The organism is Pseudomonas yangonensis (genome assembly GCF_009932725.1).
Lineage (GTDB): Bacteria > Pseudomonadota > Gammaproteobacteria > Pseudomonadales > Pseudomonadaceae > Aquipseudomonas > Aquipseudomonas yangonensis.
On sequence record NZ_BLJU01000128.1, the window covers coordinates 1 to 222 of the forward strand.

Here is a 222-nt window from a genome sequence, read left to right on the forward strand (position 1 = left end):
GCACTCCGGCGAAACTCCCTTTCGTTTCCCCCCCCAGGGTGTGGCGACTGTTGGAGCGATAGGATACGCCAAAGCGCGTCGACTCGGTCGGCTCCCACATGTAGCCGATGTTCCAGCCGACGCCCCAATCCTCGCCCTCGACCCGGAAGTAGCCGTCGCCCTGAACGTTGTCGGCGAAGTTGCCTGCAACACAGTCGACGCAGCCATCCCTGTCAGCGACGC

At 64.0% G+C, this 222-nt stretch carries 1 protein-coding gene; it reads right to left on the reverse strand.

Features of this window, described 5'->3' with window-relative positions; all coding sequences use genetic code 11:
- On the reverse strand, nucleotides 1–222 hold a 222-nt coding region (locus GYB81_RS23785), incomplete at both ends, for an outer membrane protein transport protein (protein ID WP_178106607.1).